The sequence below is a fragment of the Azospirillum brasilense genome, from assembly GCF_007827815.1.
Taxonomy (GTDB): Bacteria; Pseudomonadota; Alphaproteobacteria; order Azospirillales; family Azospirillaceae; genus Azospirillum; species Azospirillum brasilense_C.
Genome location: NZ_VITH01000020.1, coordinates 1 through 21,656, shown reverse-complemented (window position 1 = coordinate 21,656; position 21,656 = coordinate 1). Strand labels below are relative to the sequence as shown.

The following is a 21,656-nucleotide window of genomic DNA, read 5'->3' as shown; positions in this document are numbered from 1 at the left end:
CTGGACATGAGCGGCCGCGTCCGGCGGAATCGGTCTTCCACACGCAAAAGGATGGAAGGCCGCCGTGTCATGCTTCGAACGATGACTGTAGCGACCCTCGCGGTGCTGGCCTACGCCGCACCCGCCGAAGCGCAGAGGCAGGAATACCCTTCCTGGGTGTATGAGGAGATGGTGCCGACCGGACCCTACATGCGCCGCATGGAGGAGGCCCAGCCGGTTCCCGGCCCGCGGCCGTCCCATTGGGGCGCCATGGGCAACGGCGAGCAGTTCCGCGCCGGTTCGCGCGGCTACGGCACCGATCCGGCCCGCGCCACCCCCTCCTATTCCCGGACCAATTCGCTGACCCCGCCGGTCCGCGACGCGCGTGGCGCCGCTGCGGCGGCGCGGCGGGGCGGCGGCGGCGACAACGTGCCGGGCACCCCGCGCGAGGTGACGCTCAATCCGGAATACAACTTCGATCGCTAGCCGCGGCTTCGATCGCCAGCCACGGCCTCCTCGGGCCGCCACAGCCAGGCGGCCCCGCGGACTCCGCTCGAATCGCCGTGGGCGGCCCGGCGGATCGGCGTGTCCAGGCTGTCCGTGAAGGCCCAGCGGGCAATGGCCGGGGGAAGGGCGGTGTAGAGGAACTCCAGGTTCGACAGCCCGCCGCCCAGCACGATGACGTCCGGGTCCAGCACATTGATGATCCCCGCCAGCCCGCGCCCCAGCCGGTCGACCAGCCGGTCGAGGGTGGCGCGGGCGGCGGCATCGCCGCGCTCCGCCTGCGCGGCGATGGCCTCCACCGTCAGGTCCGCGCCGGTGGCCCGGCAATGGTCGGCGGCGGCCGCGGGGCCGGACACGAAGGTCTCCAGACAGCCGGACTTGCCGCAGTAGCAGGTCGGTCCGGGCCGCTCGTCGTCGGTCGGCCAGGGCAGGGGATTGTGCCCCCACTCGCCGCCGACGGCGTTGCGGCCGCCCAGAGGACGCCCGTCCACGACGATTCCCGCTCCGCAGCCGGTGCCGAGGATCGCCGCGAAGACCACGCCGCAGCCGGCCCCGGCCCCGTCCGCCGCCTCCGAGACGGCCAGACAGTTGGCGTCGTTCTCGACTCGCACCGGCCGCTGCAGCGCCGCGGCCAGGTCGCGGTCGAAGGCCTTGCCGATGAGCCAGGTCGAGTTGGCGTTCTTCACCAGCCCGGTCGCCGGGGAGATGGCGCCGGGAATGCCGATTCCGACGGTGGCGCCCGCCGATCCCGTCGCGCTTTCCAGCCGCGCCACCAGATCGACGATGGTCCGCACCGTCGCGTCGTAGTCGCCGCGCGGGGAGGGGACGCGGAAGCGGGCGTGCTCCGCGCCGGCCGCGCCGAGCGCGATCCCCTCCGTCTTGGTGCCGCCGAGGTCGATGCCGATGCGGATGGCCGGGAGGAGGCCGCCGGTGCCTTTCATGGGAAAATGCCCTGATCTGTGGCCCGCGTCACAGACGGACGCCGGTGCTGTTGCAATACTGGGAAAGACCGGCACCCCGCAAGCCAAGCAACCGTCCGGCCTTTCCGGCGACGGTCGCGCCACAGGTTGGGACAAATGGTCTTTGCGCGGGCGATATGGGTTGACCGTCTGCCGGGATCTTGTAGAACCAGCGAAGGAGAGGGCGTGATCCGTCGGATTCCGCCCGTCAATCAGGGCCACCGGAGCCGGACCAACGATGAATCGCCAGCGCGCCGCCCATCGCATTCCTTCCTTCACCTTGCGCAGCGCCGCCGCCGTCGGCCTTGCCGTGCTGTTCGCCGGCGCCGCGCTGCCGGCCGTCGCCAAGGAGGCGGCGAAGCCCGCTGAAAAGACGGCTGCGAAGGCCACCGCGAAGCCGGCCGCCGCCAAGAGCACCGCCGCCAAGAGCACCACGGCCAAAGCCGCCGCGACGAAGCCCGGCGCCTGCTACAGCCGCGCCGAGCACGCCGCGGAGCAGACCATCCGCATGCACACCGAGATGATGGTGGTCGGGCTGACCTGCCAGCAGGTGAATCCGGACAAGAAGCCGTTCAACCTGTACCAGGACTTCACGGTCAAGAACCGCTCGCTGATCTCCAACTCGGAAGCGTCGATGATCGACCACTTCCGCAAGAAGGGCGGCGGCAACGCGACGCGGCAGTTCGACATGTTCCGCACCGAGCTGGCGAACGAGGTCAGCCGCCGCGCCGCGGTGATCGGCACCGGTCTCTATTGCGCCAATTTCGTGGACCGGTCCAAGGCGGCGATGGATCTGACGGCGGACGACCTTCGCGTCCTGACCGGCGATGAAAAAAGCGCCGGCCTGATGCATTTGTCGTCAAAGCCGCTGTGCGACGTGCAGGTCGTCAGCAACCCGGACGTGAATTACGACGTGGCCCAGGCCCCGGCCTCGCGCAGTGGCAGCGCGGCGGCGCCGTCCAAGTCGACCGGCAAGGCGACGGCCAAGGCCCCTGGAAAGCCCAAGGACCCGGCGAAGGCGCAGGTGGTCTCCGCCAAGCGCTGACCGGCCAGTATCGATGGTGATGCCGGAGGTCATAGCCGGACCGGCATCATGCATCGCAGCAGTGGCACAGTTGTTGCGAAACCCTCTTCACCACAGTGAAGAGGGTTTTTTCATGCGGTGCATTCGCTATGGTAGAACGCAAGCGCAAAGTTCACGGAACTGACATGAATCGATATTGCAAATTCTCGGAAAATTGGTATTACCGCAGATAGAGTGCGGGTTTGCCCTCTTGCTCTGTTGAGAGCCGCTGGGCTAACGTTCCGCTCACACAACAATCTTGGCCCCGCGCTCAAGAGCACGGGTAAGCCAATTCGGGGAGTGGCACTTCACGTGACTGGTGTACGAGCGCGCTTGTCTCGCTCGCCGAAGCCTGCGCATCGCGCCGAGGCGAGGTAAGACAATGGAATACTTCCTTCAGCAGTTGATCAACGGCCTGTCGCTGGGTGCCATCTATGGCCTCATCGCGATCGGTTACACGATGGTGTACGGCATCATCGGCATGATCAACTTCGCCCACGGCGAGATCTACATGATCGGCGCCTTCGTGGCCCTCATCACCTTCCTGGCCATCGGCACCCTGGGCATCACCTGGGTTCCGCTGGCTCTTCTGATTATGCTGGTCGCATCGATGCTGTTCACCGCCGTCTACGGATGGACGGTGGAGCGCATCGCCTATCGCCCGTTGCGCAGCTCGCCGCGTCTGGCGCCGCTGATCTCGGCGATCGGCATGTCGATCTTCCTGCAGAACTACGTGCAGATCCTGCAGGGCGCCCGCAGCAAGCCGCTGCAGCCGATCCTGCCGGGCAACCTGACCATGATGGACGGTGCGGTGTCGGTCAGCTACGTGCGTCTGGCGACGATCGTCATCACGATCGCGCTGATGTACGGCTTCACCCAGCTCATCACCCGCACCTCGCTCGGCCGCGCCCAGCGCGCGTGCGAGCAGGACAAGAAGATGGCCGGCCTGCTGGGCGTCAACGTCGACCGCGTCATCTCGCTGACCTTCGTCATGGGCGCCGCCCTGGCCGCCGTGGCCGGCATGATGGTCCTGCTGATCTACGGCGTGATCGACTTCTACATCGGCTTCCTGGCCGGCGTTAAGGCCTTCACCGCCGCCGTGCTCGGCGGCATCGGCTCGCTGCCCGGCGCCATGCTGGGCGGCGTGGTCATCGGCCTGATCGAGGCCTTCTGGTCGGGCTACATGGGCAGCGAATGGAAGGACGTGGCGACCTTCACAATTCTCGTGCTCGTCCTGATCTTCCGCCCGACCGGCCTGCTGGGCCGTCCGGAAATCGAGAAGGTGTGAGGCCATGACCGCGATTTCCATGTCCTCCCCGCGGGCCATCGCCTGGCCCGTGATCCTGAAGGAGGCGGCGATGACCGCCTTCGTCGCCCTTCTCCTGACGATCCCGCTGGTCGGCCTGCGCACGGTGGACCGTCCCACCGGGCTCGGGCTGGAGACCCGCTGGAACGAGGTGGCCGCCGCCGTCGGCTTGGTCTTCCTCGGCCGCCTCGGCCTCTGCCTGATCCGTGAGGGCCACGCCGTCACCGTCCTGGTGCTGGCCGCCGCCGCCACCGCGGCGGGCTTCTTCATCGCCATGCCGACGGAGGCCCTGCGGGTCATCCTGATCGGCGGCGGTGCCGTCATCGCGATCCGCGCCATCCTGGCGATCCGCACCGGCCGCTCCAAGCTGTCGCAGGCGGAGCGCGACAAGCGGATGGACCACATCGCCGCGCAGGTGCAGCACGCCTCGCGCTGGCTCGGCCCGATCGCCGTCGTCGTCGCGCTGGCCTTCCCGTTCACGCCGCTGGCCGACCGCCAGCTGCTGGACATCGGCATCCTGCTGCTGACCTACATCATGCTGGGCTGGGGGCTGAACATCGTGGTCGGCCTCGCCGGCCTGCTCGATCTCGGCTATGTGGCCTTCTACGCGGTGGGCGCCTATTCCTACGCGCTGCTGGCCCATTACTTCGGCTTCAGCTTCTGGGTCTGCCTGCCGCTGGCCGGCTTCCTGGCGGCGATGTCGGGCGTTCTGCTGGGCTTCCCGGTCCTGCGCCTGCGCGGCGACTATTTCGCCATCGTGACGCTGGGCTTCGGCGAGATCATCCGCATCATCCTGATCAACTGGTACCAGTTCACCGGCGGCCCCAACGGCATCTCCGGCATTCCGCGCCCGAGCTTCTTCGGCATCGCCGACTTCACGCGGACCCCGGCGGAGGGCACCGCGGCCTTCCACGAGATGTTCGGCCTGGAGTTCAGCCCGCTGCACCGGATCATCTTCCTCTACTACCTGATCCTGGTGCTGGCCCTGGTGGTGAACCTGTTCACCATGCGCGTCCGCAAGCTGCCGCTGGGCCGTGCCTGGGAAGCGCTGCGCGAGGACGACATCGCCTGCGCCTCCCTGGGCATCAACCGCACGAACATGAAGCTGGCGGCCTTCGCCATCGCGGCGATGTTCGGCGGCTTTGCCGGCTCCTTCTTCGCCACCCGCCAGGGCTTTATCAGCCCGGAGAGCTTCACCTTCATCGAATCGGCGATCATCCTCGCCATTGTGGTGCTGGGCGGCATGGGCAGCCAGATCGGCGTCGTCGTGGCGACCCTTCTGGTCATCGGCCTGCCGGAAGCCTTCCGTGAACTGGCCGACTACCGCATGCTGACGTTCGGCATGGGCATGGTTCTGATCATGCTGTGGCGTCCGCGCGGCCTGCTGGCCCACCGCGACCCGACCATCCTCCTGCACGGCAAGGGTGGAGCCGGCGGCCCCGCCGCGGGCACCGCCGCCGCCGGCGGCCAGGGCATCGCCGGGGGGAGCGCGAAGTGATGGAAGATACTGTGATGACGGGTCGTTCCATGACCACCACGCCCCTGCTGACGGTCGAACACCTCACCATGCGCTTCGGTGGCCTGGTGGCGGTCAACGACGTTTCCTTCTCGGCCAGCAACGGTGAGATCACCGCGATCATCGGTCCGAACGGCGCCGGCAAGACCACGCTGTTCAACTGCATCACCGGCTTCTACACCCCCACGGTGGGCCGGCTGACGCTGCGCCACGCCAACGGGAAGGAGTTCCTGCTGGAGCGGATGCCGGGCTACCGCATCTCGCAGCAGGCCAGCGTCGCCCGCACCTTCCAGAACATCCGCCTGTTCGGCGGCATGAGCGTTCTGGAGAACCTGATCGTCGCCCAGCACAACAAGCTGATCCGCGCCTCGGGATTCTCCATCGCCGGCCTGCTCGGCCTGCCGTCCTACACCAAGACGGAGCGGGAGGCGGTCGAACTGGCCAAATATTGGCTGGACCGCGTCCGCCTGCTGGAATTCGCGGACTGGGAAGCCGGCAATCTCCCCTACGGCGCCCAGCGCCGGCTGGAGATCGCCCGCGCCATGTGCACCGAGCCGGTGATGCTCTGCCTGGACGAGCCGGCGGCGGGCCTCAACCCGCGCGAGTCGGGCGAACTGGCCGAACTGCTCACCTACATCCGCGACGAGCACAAGATCGGCGTGCTGCTGATCGAGCACGACATGAGCGTGGTGATGACCATTTCCGACCATGTCGTGGTGCTGGATTACGGGCGGAAGATTTCCGACGGTGATCCGGCCTTCGTCAAGAACGACCCGGCCGTCATCCGCGCCTATCTGGGCGAGGAAGAGGACGAGGAGTTGCCGCCGGAGGTCAAGGCCGACCTGCCGGAGGTCGCCAAGCGAGCCGAGGAGGGGGCCTGAGCCATGCTGAAGGTATCGGGCGTCCACACCTTCTACGGCGCCATCGAGGCGCTGAAGGGGGTCGATATCGAGATCGGGGCCGGCGAGATCGTCTCGCTGATCGGCGCCAACGGCGCCGGCAAGTCCACGCTTCTCATGACCATCTGCGGCAGTCCGCGCGCCCGCATGGGCCGGATCACCTTCGAAGGGCAGGACATCACGCAGATGCCCACCTACGAGCTGGTCCGCCTGGGCATCGCCCAGTCGCCGGAAGGCCGCCGTATCTTCCCGCGCATGAGCGTGCTGGAGAACCTGCAGATGGGCTCCATCACCGCCAAGCCGGGCAGCTTCGCCAACGAGCTGGAGCGGGTCCTGACCCTGTTCCCGCGCCTGAAGGAACGCATCAGCCAGCGCGCCGGCACCATGTCGGGCGGCGAGCAGCAGATGCTGGCCATCGGCCGCGCGCTGATGAGCCAGCCGCGGCTGCTGCTTCTCGACGAGCCGTCGCTGGGGCTCGCCCCGCTGGTGGTGAAGCAGATCTTCCAGGCGGTGAAGGACATCAACCGCGAACAGAAGATGACCGTGTTCATGGTCGAGCAGAACGCTTTCCACGCGCTGAAGCTCGCCCACCGCGGCTATGTGATGGTCAACGGCAAGGTCACCATGTCGGGGACCGGCTCGGAATTGCTGGCGAACGAGGAAGTTCGCTCGGCCTATCTGGAGGGAGGTCACTGATGGACGGCGTTCTCGGATCCTCTCTGCCGGTGTTCCTGGGCCTGACGGTCCTGGTGTTCGGAGGCTGCGGCGTTTTGACCGGCCAGACCCTGGCCGAGGGCTGGAAGCCGCTGTCGAGCGCCATCGCCTACTCCGTCCTGCTGGGCTTGGGCGACCGGTTCCTGGTCTGGGGCCTGTTCGGCGGCCAGCTCCTGTCGGTGTATGGATTCGTGGTGCACACCCTGGTGATCGGCGCGATCACCCTGACCACGTACCGCATTTCGATGGCGCGCCGAATGGTGTCCCAGTATCCTTGGCTGTATGAGCGTTCCGGGCCCTTCAACTGGCGCGAACGCGTCGGTGGAACGCTCGCCCAGTGATTGCGAATTCCATGGGTCCGATCGGGACTGGGACGCGGGTGAAACTGTCGCACTTGGCGATGATCGGACTATAGTGGAACCTTGTCGGCACCGGCTCCCCCAGCCCTTGGGGGACCGGTGAAAAGGCCCCCGCGGGGCCGGCGTACGACTCATAACAGGGAGCCAACGAAACTATGAACTACAAGCTTTCCCTCCTCGTTGCGGTTGCGGCGACCGCTATGACCGCCTCGGTGGCGAAGGCCGACATCGCGGTGGCGACCGCCGGCCCGATCACCGGCCAGTACGCCACCTTCGGCGAGCAGATGAAGAAGGGCATCGAGCAGGCGGTCGCCGACATCAACGCCGCCGGCGGTGTCCTGGGCCAGAAGCTGAAGCTGGAAGTGGGCGACGACGCCTGCGACCCGAAGCAGGCCGTCGCCGTGGCGAACCAGCTCGCCAAGGCGGGCGTGAAGTTCGTCGCCGGCCACTTCTGCTCGGGCTCCTCGATCCCGGCCTCGCAGGTCTACGCCGAGGAAGGCGTCCTGCAGATCTCTCCGGCCTCGACCAACCCGAAGCTGACCGAGCAGAACCTGAAGAACGTCTTCCGCGTTTGCGGCCGCGACGACCAGCAGGGCCAGATCGCCGGCAAATATCTGCTGGAGAACTACAAGGGCAAGAACGTCGCCATCCTGCACGACAAGTCGGCCTATGGTAAGGGTCTGGCCGACGAGACGCAGAAGGCGCTGAACGCCGGCGGCCAGAAGGAGAAGATCTACGAAGCCTACACGGCGGGCGAGAAGGACTATTCGGCACTGGTGTCCAAGCTGAAGCAGGAAGCCGTCGACGTCGTCTATGTCGGTGGCTACCACACCGAGGCCGGCCTGCTGGCCCGTCAGATGAAGGATCAGGGTCTGAACGCCCCGATCGTGTCGGGCGACGCGCTGGTGACCAACGAGTATTGGGCGATCACCGGTCCGGCCGGCGAGAACACCATGATGACCTTCGGCCCGGACCCGCGCGAGATGCCGGAAGCCAAGGACGCCGTGGAAAAGTTCCGCAAGGCCGGTTACGAGCCGGAGGGCTACACCCTCTACACCTACGCTGCCCTGCAGATCTGGGCGGACGCGGTCAAGCAAGCCAACTCCACCGACGCCGCCAAGGTCGCCGAGGTTCTCCGCAAGGGCAACTACAGCACGGTGATCGGCAAGATCGGCTTCGACGCCAAGGGCGACGTGACCACCCCGGCCTACGTCTGGTACCGCTGGAACAACGGCCAGTACGCCCAGGTCAAGTAAACCGGTCGTACGATCCGTTACCCTTCGGGAAACGATCTCGTGCAAAGGCCCGGCGGGGAACCGCCGGGCCTTTCGCGTGACCGGGTGTCCGCCGCGCGGATCAGAGGGTGGCGGTCTGCGCCGTCATTGAGGGTGCCATCGGAGACGCCATCGGCGGCGATGTGGGAGGGGGCGCCAAAGCCGGAGAGCGTTCCGCCAGAAGCCTCTCCGAGGTCTGCATCACGTCCCGCCAGAAGGCGGCGGCGCGCAGGTTGTTGGCAGCCGTGAGTTCGACGAGGCGGACGCGGCTGATGCGGATGGCGGACTCGCCCAGTTCTTCCACGAGGCGGGTCGCGAACAGGAGCACGTCGTGATCGATTTTCATGACGGCATCAACACGGTGGATTGGCGGATTGTTCCGCAGGTGCGAAGACGGTTGTTGCAGCACCGCTACATCCCGCCTCCGGTATGCGTGGCGCGCGCAGCGGACGCTCGCCAAGCGGGGGTGCTTTGGTGTTTGTATGGTCTGCCGTACCCGCAGGGTTCGCGGGTCTGTCGTTTTGGGTTTTGGAGATCGGATATGCGCAGAAAGCGCGAAGTCGTCGAAGGCCAGATGTTCCGCAAACTGGGTCCGGGCGGTGGCATCTGGCAGGTGATCGCCATCCGCAAGGATGGGCTGGGCACCCAGCATGCCCAACTTCAGCGGTCCGATGATCACAAGACCTTGAAAACCCTGGCGGTCTCCGCCCTGCTTGATGCCACCCAGTTCGAGATGGTCGCCGAACCGCAGGACTGATTTGAACGTCGGCATTGGCCGCGGGCACTCCTTGATCAACGACACTGCGGGCGCGCCGTCCCTGCCGAAGGCGGGGCGCTTTCGCGCGTCCGGATTGTTGGACTTAGGCACAAAACCATTCCAAAGGTCATGCATCCTATCCAATGGGCTTAGGAAGAATTCGACATTCGATTGCTTCGATATCAAATGAATAGGAAGAGAACGACGAACGTTCGGGTAATGCAGAAATGCAACATCTCTGTGCATCCTTTCGTGGGGCACTTGTGACGGTGAGTGGTTGCTGTTATTTCGGGGTTATGACGTTTCAACCGCCGACGGAATGCGGCGGGCTCTCCCGATGAAGGCTGGCGTCGCCAGACACCCGCCCTTCGAACGGTTCGCTTCGACAGCCCCGGCAACGCCGTGCACAAAGGAAAGAAGAAAATGACTCTGCGTGGGATTCTGCTCGGAACGGCGCTCGCGGCGATGCTGCCGACCGCCGCCATGGCCGCGACCGAGGGCTTTTACGTCGGCGCCGGCGCCGGCGTGAACTGGACGCGCGACGCCGATCTGCGCTTCGAGAACACCCCGACGGACGCCAGCACCAGCTTCAAGCTGGGCGGCATCGGCGACATCTCGGCCGGCTATGCGACCGCCGCCGGCCCGCGCGCCGAACTGGAGTTCGCGTGGCGTTGGCGCAACTCGATCGACAGCACCGACAGCTCCAACGCCGCGGTGAACGGTCTGGGCGGCAAGGCCAGCTCGATCGCCTTCATGGGCAACGTGCTCTACGACATCAAGACCGGCACCGCCTTCACGCCCTACATCGGCGTCGGCGCCGGTATCGCCCAGGTCCGTCTGGATCTCGGCGGCTTCGATGATCGCGACTGGGTGTTCGCCTACCAGGGCATCGCCGGCGTGTCCTACGCGCTGACCCAGAACCTGGCGCTGACGCTGGATTACCGCTACTTCGCGACGCTCGATCCGAAGTTCGATCTGGGCGGCCCGGCCGGCCTCGCCAGCTCCACCGTGAAGGGCGAGTACCAGAACCACACTGTCATGGCCGGCCTGCGCTACACCTTCGGCGCTCCGGCGGCCGCGCCCGCGGCGGCCCCCGTCGCTCCGGCGGCTCCGGTCCAGGCGCAGCCGCAGTCGGAGTATCTGGTGTTCTTCGATTGGGACAAGGCCAACATCACGGCGGCGTCCGACAAGATCATCGGCGACGCCGCCGCCTCGGCCGGTCAGGTGCGGGCGGTCAGCATCCATGTGGTCGGCCACACCGACACCTCGGGCTCGCCAGCCTACAACCAGCGGCTCTCGCTGCGCCGCGCCGACGCGGTGAAGAACGCGCTGGTCGGCAAGGGCGTCGCCGCCAACCAGATCACCGTCGAGGGCAAGGGCGAGACCCAGCTTCTGGTGAACACCGGTGCGAACGTCCGCGAGCCGTCGAACCGCCGCGCGCAGATCCTCATCCGCGTGCAGTGATCGGGCGGGCTGGCCGGTCTTCTTCAAGGCCGGCCGGCGCGATCAGAGCAGGGACAGGGAAGGGGCGCCGCCACCGCGGCGCCCTTTTCGCATGCGCAACTTCGCCATGCGCGGGATAAGCACGAGCGGCATCGCGGAAACATGCATCAATTGTGGCATGAAATCTCCGGTCGGCGTATGAGGTTCATACCGGATGCCGCACTTTGGTTTGAGACGACCGAGGCCGGCCCGGTCCCAGCGGACCCTGTCCCATCGGGTCATTCCCTCCATCCGCCTCCGCCGAAGCAGGGTTGTCATGCAGGTATTGATCGCCGACGATCACTCCATCGTTCGCAGTGGCCTGACCCATCTGGTCGGGGAGTTGGACGAGCAGGCCGGCGTGGCGGCGGCGACCAGCTTCGGCCAGTTGAACCAGCTGCTGGACCAGGGGACCTACGACCTCGTCATCATGGATCTGCGGATGCCGGGCCTCGGCGGCCTGGATGACGTGGAGGCGGTGGTGAAGCGGGTGGCGCCGGTGCCGGTCGTCGTCTTCTCGATGATCGACTCGCCGGATGAAATGCGCGCCGTGCTGTCGCGCGGGGTGCGGGCCTTCATCCCGAAGTCCACCGACGACGTGCTGGTCGTGAACATCCTGCGTCTGGTCATGGCCGGCGGGTCCTACGTGCCGCCGGTCCTCGGCATGCCGGGGATTGCCCAGGCGCCGGCCGCCACCAAGCCGCATGAGCCGAGCGTCTTCGACGGCATGACCCGCCGCCAACTCGAAGTGCTGGACCTGCTGGCCCAGGGCCTGTCGAACCAGGAGATCGGGGAACGGCTGGGCCTCAACCTGTCGACCGTGAAGACTCACGTCACCGGGGTTCTGAAGGCCCTCGGGGTGGGCAGCCGGACCCAGGCGGTCCTTCTGGTCAAAGAATCAGGCCGCGACCGTCTCGTGTAGGCTGCGGACCAGGGGCACCCCTACGGCGAACACCGTTCCGCGCCCTTCGACCGAGCGCAGTTCCAGCGGGTGGCCGAGCAGCCGGGCCAACCGGTCGACAATGGCCAACCCGAGCCCGATCCCCTCGCTGCGGTCGCGGTCGGGCCGGTCGAGCTGCACGAACTCCTCGAAAATGCGCCGGCGGTCGGCTTCGGCGATGCCGCGCCCGGTGTCGTAGATCTCGATCCACACCGTGCCGCCGCGGCGTCGGCACCCCATCAGCACGCCGCCCTGCTCGGTGTAGCGCACGGCGTTGGTCAGCAGGTTGCGCAGGATGCGTTCCAGAAGGAACGGGTCGGTCCGCACGGAGAGGTCCGTCGGCACGACGCGCAACCGCAGCCCCTTGTCCTCGGCAATCCCGGTGAATTCCGCTTCCAACTGGTCGAACAGGGCGGACAGGGCGATGTCGGCGGGCTTTGGCTCGACCACGCCCGACTCCAGCTTCGAGATGTCCAGGATGGCGTTCAGCAGGTCGTGCATGGAGCGCTGGGCGAGCCGCAGGTCTTTCACCAGCGCCAGGGCGCGGGGCTTGTCGAGCTGCCGTTCCAGCATGCCGGTGAACATGTTGATGGCCTGCAGGGGTTGCTTCAGGTCGTGGCCGGCGTGGGCGAGGAATCGCGACTTCGCCAGATGGGCCTGCTCCGCCGCCACCTTGGCCGTGTGCAGCTCCGCGGTGCGGGCGCGCACCTGGGCTTCCAGCGTGACGTTGGTCTGTTCCAGCGCCTGGGTCATGCGGGTGATGTCCGCGAACTGGCGTTCCACCTGTCGGACCATCGGGCGGAAGATCACCAGCACCTCGGCGCACAGCGTCAGCAGCGTCAGGATCAGGGCGGCGAAGCCCAGATTGTGCAGGGTGGCGAAGCCGCGCTCGCCCGCCTCCTGGTAGCGCGCCACCATGTCCTCCAGCCCGGCCAGCAGCGGTCCGAGCGCCTGATGGATGACGAGGTCGGCCTCGGGCATGTCGGGGGGCAAGCCGGCGGGTCCGGCGGCGATCACCGCGCGGAGCGCGGCGATGTGGCGGAGCACCAGATCGTTCAGCGGCTCCGGCCCGTCGAAATAGAGGCGGCGCACGTTCTTGCCCATGGCCGGCCCCTCGTCGGCGCCGGTCAGGCGCCGGTGGGCACGCTCGAACATGTCGGTCGCCTCGGCGAGGCGCGCGGTCAGGGCGACCCGCTCGGCGTCGGTCGGGGCGTTGCGGAGCTGCTCCGCCAGCAGGGCCGTGCGCTGCGACAGCATGCGCTGACGGCCCGAGATGTTCACCACCTCCAGCATGTCGGCGTGCTGGTCGATGACCCGTTCGGTCATGACGAAGCCGGCCAGCGTGCACAGCGCGATCACCCCGAGCGCCAGCCCGTAGCGAAGCGTCATCCAGCGCGCCGTGGTGTTGCCGATGGGGACCATGCCGTCCGTCCTTCCGTCCGGTGCGGACCTTGACGACGATCAAGGCCGGGTGGTGCACGAACGGTCAGTGTACCGCCATCGCCGATGCTCGGCATTCGCGAATGCAGCAACGGCCGAGCGACGGAAAAAGGAGGGGAGGGCGACCATCGTGGCGATCAGTCGCGCGGACCTGTTCCGGGGACGCATCCGGTCCGAATCCACACCGGCCCAGCCGACACCGGCGGCGCCCCAGGCGGTGCAGGCGCGCATCGGGGCGGGCTGCCTGTCCTACACCGGGACCGACTGCCGGATGTGCGGCGACCATTGCGATCGCGGCGCGATCCGCTTCCGTCCGCTGGGGCGCGGACGCTGGCTGCCGGTCATCGAGGAGGGCAACTGCACCGGCTGCGGCGACTGCGCGGCCGTGTGCCCGGTCAAGGCCGTCTCGATGGAGACGGTGGCCGCCTGAGATTGCCGGCCGAATCTGGGAACGCTGTTTCTAAACCCTCTGTTGGTAAGGCGGATTCATCCCCTGTCTGCCAACGGAGACGCACATGTGGTGGCGCAACGTTACGCTGGTCTACGCCGCGGCCTTTACGGCCATCGGCATATTGGGCTTCATCCCGACCTTCCTGTCGCCGCCTCCGGACGGCGTGGTCCTCGCCGTCGAGTCCTTCCACGGCTATCTGCTCGGGCTGTTCCCGGTGAACCTGCTGCACAACATCGTGCATCTGCTGTTCGGCCTGTGGGGCTTCTTCGCCTACTTCTCCAGCCGCCTCGCCTCGCGCAGCTATCTGCGCAGCGTGGCGGTGGCCTACGCCGTGCTGACCGTCCTCGGTTTCATCCCGGGTCTGAACACACTGTTCGGTCTGGTGCCGCTGCACGGCAACGACATCTGGCTGCACGCCGTCCTCGCCATCGTGGCCGGCTATGTCGGCTTCATGGTGCATGAGACGGAGACCGGCACCGAGAAGCGCGCCGAGTGGCGGGCGTAACCGTCGGGTCGGACAAGGGCGATCGGGGGCCCAGCCGTCAGGCCGGGTCGTCGCCCTGGAAGCCGCAGGCGGCGAGCGCCGCGCGCATGTGCGATGGAACCGGCGCCACCGCGCCGACCGCCTCGCGGGAGGGGTAGAGGGGCAGCGAAATGGCCCGCGATTGCAGGTGCAGCGGGTGCCCCTCCGGCCCGCCATATTGCGGATCACCCAGCAAAGGACAGCCCAGAGCCGTGGCGCAGTGCACGCGGATCTGGTGCGTGCGCCCGGTGTGGGGCTTCAGCTCCAGCCACGTCATGCCGTCGCCGCGGCCCAGGACGCGGTACTCGGTGACGGCGCTCTGGCCATCGTCGGCGACGACGATCCGCCAGCCGCCGGTCTTGTTGGTGACCTTCTTCAACGGCATGTCGATGCGCCCCTGCTCCTCCGGCGGGGTGCCGGCGACGACCGCCCAGTAGGTCTTGTCGACCTTGCCGTCCTGGAACAGCTTGCCCAGCTTGCGCAGGGCCTTCGGGTGCCGCCCGAGGATCAGACAGCCGGAGGTGTCGCGGTCGAGCCGGTGGGCGAGCCCCGGCGGCTTCGGAAAGCCGAAGCGCAGGGCGTCGAAATGGCGCTCCAGGTTCGGGCCGCCGCCCGGACCCGCGTGTACGGGCAGCCCGGCGGGCTTGTCGATGATGAGCATCAGCCCGTCGCGGTAGAGAACGCGGGCCTGGATTTGTTCGGGTGTCATGATGCCTTAACGGACGAGTCGGTCAGTCTTCCTCATCCTCTTCGGGGTTGATGGCGGCTTCGTCAACCGTTGTCAGCACATCAGGCCGGATTGCGGCCAGGGCAAGCAGCACCGCCCGGACCGTGTCCGGCGTGTAGGCGTCGCCCGCGACCTGGGCCACCAGCGCGTCAGTCACCGGAGGGGCGGCCGGGACACGGCGGCGGATCGCGCGGATTTCCTTCTCGATCGCCTTGCGCTCCTCCGCCACGTCGTTGGCGTAGTGCGTCTGGTGGCGCATCGAGAAATCGTGCAGGCGGCGGTTGACGATCACCTCCGCGGCGAACAGGGCGCGGCGCTGGGCATCGGCGATCTTGGCGGTCAGGTCCTCAGACATGGCAGGTCCTTGAATGGCAGACACTTGCCCCCACCCTGACCCTCCCCCGCAGATGCGGGGGAAGGGAAAAGGCGTGGGCGTCAGGCCAGCTTCAATTCCTTGAAGAAGTCGTTGCCCTTGTCGTCAACGATGATGAAGGCTGGGAAGTCCTCGACCTCGATGCGCCAGATGGCTTCCATGCCGAGTTCCGGATACTCGATGCACTCCACCTTCTTGATGCAGTCCTGGGCGAGACGGGCCGCGGCACCGCCGATGGAGCCCAGATAGAAGCCGCCATGCGCTTTGCAGGCCGCCGTCACTTCCGGGCTGCGGTTGCCCTTGGCCAGCATGACCATCGAGCCGCCCGCCGCCTGGAACTGCTCGACGAAGCTGTCCATGCGCCCGGCGGTCGTCGGACCGAAGGAGCCCGAGGCGTAGCCTTCCGGGGTCTTGGCCGGACCGGCGTAGTAGATGGGGTGGTTCTTGAAATAGTCCGGCAGCGGCTCGCCGGCGTCCAGCCGCGCGCGCAGCTTGGAATGGGCGAGGTCGCGGGCGACGATCAGCGGGCCGCTCAGCGACAGGCGGGTGCGGATCGGATACTGCGTCAGCGTGGCGAGGATCTCGCTCATCGGCTGGTTGAGGTCGATCTTGACGACCTCGCCGGCCAGATCGCCGTCGGTGATCTCCGGCAGATACTTGGCCGGATCGGTCTCCAGCTGCTCCAGGAAGATGCCGTCCTTGGTGATCTTGCCCACCGCCTGACGGTCGGCCGAGCAGGACACGCCGATGCCGATCGGCATGGAGGCGCCGTGGCGCGGCAGACGGATGACGCGAACGTCGTGGCAGAAGTACTTGCCGCCGAACTGGGCGCCGATGCCCATGGTCTGGGTCAGCTTGTGCACCTCGGCCTCCATGGCGAGGTCGCGGAAGGCGTGCGCGTCCTCGCCGCCCTCGGTCGGCAGATTGTCGAGGTAGCGGGCCGAGGCCAGCTTCACCGTCTTCAGATTCTGCTCCGCCGACAGGCCGCCGATGACGATGGCGAGGTGGTAGGGCGGGCAGGCCGAAGTGCCGAGGTAGCGGATCTTGTCCTCAAGGAACTTCAGCAGCCGGTCCGGCGCCAGCACCGACGGGGTGGCCTGATGCAGGAAGGTCTTGTTGGCCGATCCGCCACCCTTGGCCATGAACAGGAACTTGTAGGCATCCTCGCCCTCCGCGTAGATCTCGACCTGGCCCGGCAGGTTGTTGCGGGTGTTCTTTTCCTCATACATGGAGATCGGGGCGAGCTGGCTGTAGCGCAGGTTGCGCTTCAGGTAGGCGTCGCGGGCGCCTTCCGACAGGGCGGCCTCGTCGCCGCCCTTGGTGAAGACGCGGCGGCCCTTCTTGCCCATGATGATGGCGGTGCCGGTGTCCTGGCACATCGGCAGCGTGCCGGCTGCGGCGATGTTGGCGTTCTTCAGCAGGTCCAGCGCCACGAACTTGTCGTTCGGCGAGGCTTCCGGATCGTCGAGGATCGCGCGGATCTGGCCGAGATGGCCCGGACGCAGCAGATGGTTGATGTCCTTGAAGGCCTCTTCGGCCAGCAGGCGCAGGCCCTCCGGCTCGACCTTCAGGATCTGCTCGCCGTCGAACTCGACGACCGAGACGTGATCCGAGGTCAGCTTGCGGTAGGTCGTGTCGTCCTTGGCCAGCGGGAACAGCGTCGCGGCGCCGCGGGCGGGGCTGATGTCGTCGGGCATTCGGGGGGCTTCCTTCCTGTTCTTGGGTCACAGGCCCCGATGCGGCGCGTTGGAGCGCGCAAAAGGGCCAGGGCCACGCTCGCGCACCGTTATACACCCCTGCGCCCCGCGCACAACGGGAACGGAACACCCTGCGGCGATAAGGAAACGCCGCCGTCCGGGCCCAGAAACGAAGCGGCCCGGCCCCACCGCCGAAGCGCTGGAGACCGGGCCGCAACCATCAAACACCGACAATGATTTAGGCGGCGCTCTTGAACTGATCCGTCAACTCGGGCTGGCCTTCGGTCACCGGCTCCGCCGGGGCGCCGGCCCATTCGGTGTGGGCCGGGATCTCTTCGCCCTTCATGACCAGGGTCAGCGGGCCGAGATGGGCGTAATCACCGACGCTGGTGTCGTAGAGCACGGTGGAGCCGGCGCCGATGGTGACGCCGCGGCCGACCTTCACGCAGCCGACCTTCATCACGCGGTCCTCGTAGAGGTGCGTCTGCAGGGCCGACAGGGCGTTCACCGCGCTGTGGTCGCCGACCGAGACGCAGTCGAACTCCGTGATGTCGGTGGTGTCCATGAAGACGCCCTCGCCGAACTTGGTGCCGAACAGGCGCAGCACCCACGGCAGCATCGGCGTGCCGCGCAGATGGTCGAGCAGCACCTTGCCGGCAAGGCCCCAGTAGAGCACCGCCACCGCTTCCGTCTTCATGGCCCACCAGGACCACATCGGCTTGACGGTCGGCGCGTAGCGGCCCATCAGCAGCCACTTCACCAGAATGACGACCGCCACCATCGCCACCGGAATGGCGACGCTGACGCCCAGGAATTGCGCCAGGAAGGCGCCGTAGCGCTGCTCCAGGATGGCTGGGGCGAACAGCTCGACGGCCAGCGTGCCGAAGGTGATGAACAGCATCGTCGGCATCGACAGGCTGAAAGCCTCGAACACCGCGCGGCCCAGACGGCGCGCCTTGGACGGCTCGTAGGTCCAGTTGGCGCCGACCCCGTCGAAGCGCTGGCGCACCGGCAGCTTGATCGGCGGGTTGCCGAACCACGTCTCCCCGGCGGACATCGCCTCGTTGGCGGGCGGCTTCGACTTGATGCCGATCAGCGAGCCGGTGGGGATGCAGGCGCCCGCCGGCACCACCGCGTCGTTGCCGACGAACACGCGCGCCTCGGTCTTGACCGGCTTCAGGAACATCCAGCCGCGGCGGATGTCCTCGTCGCCCAGCACCACCTCGTCGGCGATGAAGCACTTCTCGCCGATCTCCACGAGGTCGTAGCGCCCGGCGAGGTTGGTGGAGATCTCCGCGTCCTTGCCGATCTTGGCGCCCATCAGCCGGTACCACGCCCGCATGTAGACCGTGGCGTAGAGCGAGCTGAGCGTGTCCAGCATCACCTCGGTGGACAGCGCCACCATCCATTTGCGCAGGTAGAAGCCGCTGTGCACGGAGTAGGTGCCGGCCTCGACGCGCGGCAGGACGATCCAGCGCACGGCGGCGATCATGCAGACCGTCACCGCCACCAGCGCCATCGCGGTCGGCCAGGCGATCAGCGGCAGATAATAGAGGTAGCTGACCCCGAAGACCGACCCCAGAACCCCGTCCAGATTGTCGAACAGGTAGAAGGCCGGGAAGATCGGCATCAGCGAGATCGGCGGCAGGGCGAGCAGCATCGCCGTGTAGAAGGCGGCGTTCACCCCGCGGCGCAGCCGTCCGGCGGTCGCCGGGGCGGGCAAATCCGCCCGGTCGACGCTGCCGACGCGGCGGGCGGGCGAGCCGTCCCAGCGCTCATAGGCGCCGGTGCGGGCGCCGGCGGGCAGGGCGGTCAGGTCGGCCAGTTCCGTGCCGGGACCGACCACCGCGTCCATGCCGATGACGCAGGAGGTGCCGATATAGGCGTCGGCGCCGATCTCCACCGCGCCGATGACCAGCTCGTTGCCGATCACCTCGGCGTTCGCCAGCTTCACCTTGCCGCCGATCGAGGCGCCGGCCCCGATGGTGACGAGGTCGATTGCCCCGGACTCGAACTCGCCGATCAGCGCCTCGTCGCCCACCTTGGCGCCGAGCGCGCGCAGGAGGACCCGCATGACTGGGGAGCCCTGGAACCACTTCAGATGGACGAGGCTGATGAAGCGCTGCGCCAGCCACCAGCGATAATAGTAGGCGCCCCACAGCGGGTAGCGCCCGGGCTTGGTCCGTCCAATGACCAGCCATTTGGCGGCGACGGCGATCACCACCGTGGCGGCGTTGATGACCATGTAGACGCCGAGCAGCGTGACGATTTCCTGGAGGAAATTGGCGTCCTCGCCGGACAGCAGCATGTAGCTGACGAAGACGCCGAGCCACTGCGCCGTCATCAGCGCCAGGATGAAGGGCAGGGCCGCCGCCTGCGCTGCGCCGCAGAGGAAGCGGCGCAGCAGGGGAGGCGGCGTGAACGAGCGGTCCTTGCGTTCGGCTCCGTCGCCGTTGCCGCCGCGCGGCGCGCGGGCGTCCAGCCGCTCGGCCATGGCGCGCAGGCTGCGGGCGCCGTAGACGTCCTGCAGGGTCAGCCCGTCGAGGTGCCGGGTCTCCCGCACCGCCGACACGAACCGCGCGGCGAGCAGCGAATGCCCGCCCAGGTCCATGAAGAAGTCGGCCTCCAGCGGGACCGACTGGCCGGGGAAGACGCGCTTGGCGGCTTCCAGCAGGGCGGCCTCCGTCGGGGTCTGCGGCTCGTCCTGCTCGCCGGGGCCGACGTCGTCGGTCAGCGGGGCGGCCTGCAGCGCCTTGCGGTCGGCCTTGCCGGAGGTCAGCCGGGGCAGGCGGTCCGTCAGCTCGAAATGCGACGGCACCATGTAGCTCGGCAGCTGAGTGCGCAGCTGGTCGCGCAGCGCCGTTCTGTCCAGCGTGGCGCCGGCCTGCGGCACCAGGAAGGCGACCAGCCGGTCCAGCCCGTTGTCGTTGCGCAGCACGACGGTGGCCTGGCTGACGCCCGCCATGTCGGTCAGCTTCGCCTCGATCTCGCCAAGCTCCAGCCGGAAACCGCGGATCTTGACCTGATCGTCGATGCGGCCGTGGAACAGCAGGTTGCCGTTCGGATCGACGCTCACGGCGTCGCCGGAGCGGTAGAGCAGCGGGTCGTTGCCGTGGATGGCGAAGCTGTTGCGGATGAACTTCTCGGCGGTCAGGTCGGGGCGTCCCAGATACCCCTGGGCAACGCCCGGCCCGCCGATCAGCAGCTCGCCCTGGGTGCCGGGGGCGACCAGCGCCATCGCCTCGTCCACCACATAGCAGCTGTAGTTCGGAATCGGCCGGCCGATGGTGACCGGCTCGTCCGGGCGCACCTCGGCCACGGTGGCGACGACGGTCGCCTCGGTCGGACCATAGCTGTTGAGGATCGTCCGCCCCGGACGGCACCAGCGCGCGGCCACCGCGGGCGGGCAGGCCTCGCCGCCAAGGATGACGACGCGCAGGCTGGGCACGTCCTTGGGCAGCATGGCGAGCAGGGTCGGCACGGTGTCCAGAACGGTGATCCCGGCGTCGTTCAGGACGTCGGCCAGCCGGTCGGCCTCGTCCAGCACCTGCCGGCTCGCCACCCAGAGGGTCGCGCCCACCATGTAGGGAACGAAGATCTCCTCCAGCGACAGGTCGAAGGCCACCGACGCGCCCTGGAAGGCGATGTCGTCGCGGGTGATTCCATAGACGCTGTTGGCGGCGCGCAGATAGTGGCAGATGTTGGCGTGGCTGATGACGATGCCCTTGGGCTTGCCGGTCGAGCCCGAGGTGTAGATCGCGTAGGCGGGATGATCGCGGGTGACGCCGTCCGCGCGCAGGTCGGGCGCGCGCTCATCGTCCGAGGCCAACTCCTCCAGCATCAAGGCGGGCACCGCGAGCCCGGCCGCCTTGGACGCGGTCACGGCGTCCACCAGGATGGCCGGCGCCGAGCAGTCCGCCAAGCTGACCGCGACGCGTTCGGCCGGCGCGTCGGCGTCAAACGGGAGATAGGCGGCTCCGGCCTTCAGAATGCCGAGCAGAGCGACATGCAGGTCGAGCGACCGCGTCATCCACAGGCCGACGAAGCTCCCCGGCCCGCAGCCGCGGGCGCGCAGCGCGTTGGCGACACGGTTCGCCCGAGCCTCCAATTCCCCGTAGCTGACGCGGCGCCCGTCGAACAGGATGGCGGTCCGCTCCGGCATGGCCCGCGCGCTGCCCGCGAAGATGTCGGACAGCAGTTCGTCCCGAAGCAGTTCCGGCATTGCGCTGCCGCGCAGAACGCCGGAAACCGGAAGAGAGGGGAGGGGAGAGGAGAAGGCATCGTTCGAAGATTCGGACGAACGATGGCCGGCGCCTGGGGCTTCGACCAAGGTCGGCGTGCGAAGCAATGTCACGCTTGTCAGCCTTTATAAAATGGTTCAGCGCAATCGCGGCGGTCGGACCCATGTTGCTGGTCCCGGCGGTCGGCTGGCGGCTGCATTGTGCCGTTGTGCAACCTTACCGGATTTTGGTTAACGAACCATTGATTACTGCCGCGTCCAAGCTGAAGGACCCTTCAGCCGTTCGCCAGACTATGGGGCTCGGGCTGCGGGACAACCAATGAAAAGGGTGTCATGTGCGTCTGGAGTAAGGAGCGGAAAAAATCGCCGATGGGCGAAAAAAGTGCTTGCCACCCTCGGGGCACCCCGCATATAAAGCGCCTCCCGACGCGGTGGCCGCCAACGAGGCGCCGA

Annotated in this window: 20 protein-coding genes; 13 read left to right on the top strand and 7 right to left on the bottom strand. The window is 67.4% G+C overall.

Annotated features, from left to right (window positions below; translation table 11 throughout):
• Positions 1–81: 81 nt before the first annotated feature.
• Complete coding sequence (locus FBZ83_RS28215) at positions 82–465, top strand: hypothetical protein (RefSeq protein WP_145679629.1); 384 nt, start codon at positions 82–84, stop codon at positions 463–465.
• Here FBZ83_RS28215 and FBZ83_RS28210 read toward each other — a convergent pair.
• On the bottom strand, positions 462–1,424 hold the full coding sequence (locus FBZ83_RS28210) for an ROK family protein (protein ID WP_145690100.1): 963 nt from the start codon (positions 1,422–1,424) through the stop codon (positions 462–464). The genes FBZ83_RS28215 and FBZ83_RS28210 overlap by 4 nt on opposite strands.
• A gap of 256 nt (positions 1,425–1,680) precedes the next feature.
• Here FBZ83_RS28210 and FBZ83_RS28205 point away from each other — a divergent pair, with 256 nt between their 5' ends.
• From FBZ83_RS28205 to FBZ83_RS28175, 7 genes are all read left to right on the top strand, one after another.
• A complete protein-coding gene (locus FBZ83_RS28205) occupies positions 1,681–2,487 on the top strand; it encodes a hypothetical protein (RefSeq protein WP_145690099.1) in 807 nt (268 codons plus the stop codon).
• 400 nt (positions 2,488–2,887) lie between these two features.
• Positions 2,888–3,793 (top strand): branched-chain amino acid ABC transporter permease, encoded by a 906-nt coding sequence (locus tag FBZ83_RS28200; RefSeq protein ID WP_145679632.1) that lies wholly within the window; start codon positions 2,888–2,890, stop codon positions 3,791–3,793.
• 4 nt (positions 3,794–3,797) lie between these two features.
• Positions 3,798–5,309 (top strand): high-affinity branched-chain amino acid ABC transporter permease LivM, encoded by a 1,512-nt coding sequence (gene livM, locus FBZ83_RS28195; RefSeq protein WP_145690098.1) that lies wholly within the window; start codon positions 3,798–3,800, stop codon positions 5,307–5,309.
• 29 nt (positions 5,310–5,338) lie between these two features.
• Positions 5,339–6,208 (top strand): ABC transporter ATP-binding protein, encoded by an 870-nt coding sequence (locus FBZ83_RS28190; RefSeq protein WP_247883410.1) that lies wholly within the window; start codon positions 5,339–5,341, stop codon positions 6,206–6,208.
• Positions 6,209–6,211: 3 nt separating this feature from the next.
• Entirely contained in the window at positions 6,212–6,922 is a 711-nt protein-coding gene (locus FBZ83_RS28185) for an ABC transporter ATP-binding protein (RefSeq protein WP_145690097.1), read from the top strand.
• Positions 6,922–7,281, top strand: a complete 360-nt coding sequence (locus FBZ83_RS28180) for a DUF6867 family protein (RefSeq protein ID WP_145690096.1) — start codon at positions 6,922–6,924, stop codon at positions 7,279–7,281. The genes FBZ83_RS28185 and FBZ83_RS28180 overlap by 1 nt, the downstream gene beginning before the upstream one ends.
• Positions 7,282–7,454: 173 nt before the next feature.
• A complete protein-coding gene (locus FBZ83_RS28175; RefSeq protein ID WP_145690095.1) occupies positions 7,455–8,555 on the top strand; it encodes a branched-chain amino acid ABC transporter substrate-binding protein in 1,101 nt (366 codons plus the stop codon).
• A 100-nt stretch (positions 8,556–8,655) separates the two neighbouring features.
• Here FBZ83_RS28175 and FBZ83_RS28170 read toward each other — a convergent pair whose 3' ends face one another.
• A complete protein-coding gene (locus tag FBZ83_RS28170; protein WP_145679637.1) occupies positions 8,656–8,919 on the bottom strand; it encodes a hypothetical protein in 264 nt (87 codons plus the stop codon).
• Between FBZ83_RS28170 and FBZ83_RS32135 the strand changes: the two genes are divergently transcribed.
• The 3 genes from FBZ83_RS32135 (at position 8,905) to FBZ83_RS28155 (ending at position 11,734) form a co-directional block, all read left to right on the top strand.
• Complete coding sequence (locus FBZ83_RS32135) at positions 8,905–9,330, top strand: hypothetical protein (RefSeq protein ID WP_247888509.1); 426 nt, start codon at positions 8,905–8,907, stop codon at positions 9,328–9,330. The two genes, FBZ83_RS28170 and FBZ83_RS32135, sit on opposite strands and share 15 nt — an antisense overlap.
• Before the next feature lie 423 nt (positions 9,331–9,753).
• A complete protein-coding gene (locus FBZ83_RS28160; RefSeq protein WP_145690094.1) occupies positions 9,754–10,794 on the top strand; it encodes an OmpA family protein in 1,041 nt (346 codons plus the stop codon).
• Positions 10,795–11,089: 295 nt separating this feature from the next.
• On the top strand, positions 11,090–11,734 hold the full coding sequence (locus FBZ83_RS28155; protein ID WP_145690093.1) for a response regulator transcription factor: 645 nt from the start codon (positions 11,090–11,092) through the stop codon (positions 11,732–11,734).
• On the opposite strand, the gene FBZ83_RS28150 is transcribed toward FBZ83_RS28155, so the two are convergent.
• A complete protein-coding gene (locus FBZ83_RS28150) occupies positions 11,711–13,174 on the bottom strand; it encodes an ATP-binding protein (protein ID WP_145690092.1) in 1,464 nt (487 codons plus the stop codon). The two genes, FBZ83_RS28155 and FBZ83_RS28150, sit on opposite strands and share 24 nt — an antisense overlap.
• 148 nt (positions 13,175–13,322) lie before the next feature.
• Here FBZ83_RS28150 and FBZ83_RS28145 point away from each other — a divergent pair, with 148 nt between their 5' ends.
• Entirely contained in the window at positions 13,323–13,622 is a 300-nt protein-coding gene (locus tag FBZ83_RS28145) for a 4Fe-4S dicluster domain-containing protein (protein ID WP_186466214.1), read from the top strand.
• Positions 13,623–13,707: 85 nt separating this feature from the next.
• Entirely contained in the window at positions 13,708–14,148 is a 441-nt protein-coding gene (locus FBZ83_RS28140) for a DUF4383 domain-containing protein (protein WP_145679642.1), read from the top strand.
• Between the two features lie 37 nt (positions 14,149–14,185).
• Here the strand turns inward: FBZ83_RS28140 and FBZ83_RS28135 are convergent, their stop codons facing one another.
• From FBZ83_RS28135 to FBZ83_RS28120, 4 genes are all read right to left on the bottom strand, one after another.
• Positions 14,186–14,875 (bottom strand): RluA family pseudouridine synthase, encoded by a 690-nt coding sequence (locus FBZ83_RS28135; protein ID WP_145690090.1) that lies wholly within the window; start codon positions 14,873–14,875, stop codon positions 14,186–14,188.
• Positions 14,876–14,897: 22 nt separating this feature from the next.
• A complete protein-coding gene (locus FBZ83_RS28130) occupies positions 14,898–15,248 on the bottom strand; it encodes a hypothetical protein (RefSeq protein ID WP_145690089.1) in 351 nt (116 codons plus the stop codon).
• A gap of 80 nt (positions 15,249–15,328) precedes the next feature.
• Positions 15,329–16,963: a fumarate hydratase gene (locus FBZ83_RS28125; protein ID WP_145690088.1), complete on the bottom strand. Its 1,635-nt coding sequence runs from the start codon at positions 16,961–16,963 to the stop codon at positions 15,329–15,331.
• Between the two features lie 238 nt (positions 16,964–17,201).
• Complete coding sequence (locus FBZ83_RS28120; RefSeq protein WP_145690087.1) at positions 17,202–21,185, bottom strand: Pls/PosA family non-ribosomal peptide synthetase; 3,984 nt, start codon at positions 21,183–21,185, stop codon at positions 17,202–17,204.
• Positions 21,186–21,656: the final 471 nt, after the last annotated feature.